The 1,005-nt window shown below is 36.6% G+C and carries 1 protein-coding gene; it reads left to right on the forward strand.

Translation table 11 applies throughout. The features are described 5' to 3' along the window. Positions 1–1,005, forward strand: a 1,005-nt coding sequence (locus tag FFM59_RS09970) for a transposase (protein WP_170175983.1), incomplete at both ends; no start/stop codon positions are given.

Raw genomic sequence — 1,005 nt, forward strand, 5'->3', positions numbered from 1 at the left:
CACGATGAAATTACTCACTTAGATTATGTCATTGAACAAGAACCGAAGGTTATCAAAGGTGGCTCTAAGAATAAACAACAGCGGCGAAAACTCAAAAAATTAGCGCACAAAATGGAAAATGATTATTTGCCCCGAGCAAAAAAGTACGAAGAAGCTGAACGCCTTTTTAATGGTCGGAACAGTTTTTCAAAAACCGACCATGATGCTACCTTTATGCGTATGAAGGAAGATCCAATGATGAATGGTCAATTAAAGCCTGGATATAATTTACAGGCTGCCACTAATGGACAGTTCGTGCTAAATTACGGAATTTTCTCGAATCCGACGGATACGAGAACTTTATTACCATTTTTATCTGACATGCATTCACTCGATTTGTTTAAATACATCGTGGCGGATGCAGGTTACGGTAGTGAATCTAATTATTCCGCGATTGTCGACGATTTTGATAAGACACCACTGATACCGTATGGTATGTATGAAAAGGAACAGAAGCGCAAATTTAAAAATGATCCTACACGAATACACAATTGGAAGTACAATGCCGCAGACGATTACTATACGGATCATTTGAGTGTTAAATTCAGTTTTAAACGATACAGTATTCGTCATGATAAATATGGATACGAACGACAGTTCAAAATTTATGAAGCGGATAAAACACAGGAAACATTCAAGCTAGATGAACTAGCTAAAACCCCTAAGGGAAGGCAACGACAGGTTGCCTATAATCCAACTTGGAACTACTTTAAAAATTATGTTAAGGATTTACTTTCATCTGATCAAGGCTCAGAGATTTATTCGCATCGTAAGTATGATGTTGAGCCAATGTTTGGCAGAATGAAGTCCATTTTTGGTGTGCGCAGAACTCATCTTAGAGGGAAACAGCCTGTGGAAAATGAATTGGGTATTCTATTAATGACAATGAATCTAACAAAATTAGCGGGAATTTTAACCAAAGCAACCGCTAATTTTTCACATAAACAATTATCAAATATAAAAAAA

This window comes from Paucilactobacillus nenjiangensis, from assembly GCF_005405445.1.
Classification (GTDB): Bacteria; Bacillota; Bacilli; order Lactobacillales; family Lactobacillaceae; genus Paucilactobacillus; species Paucilactobacillus nenjiangensis.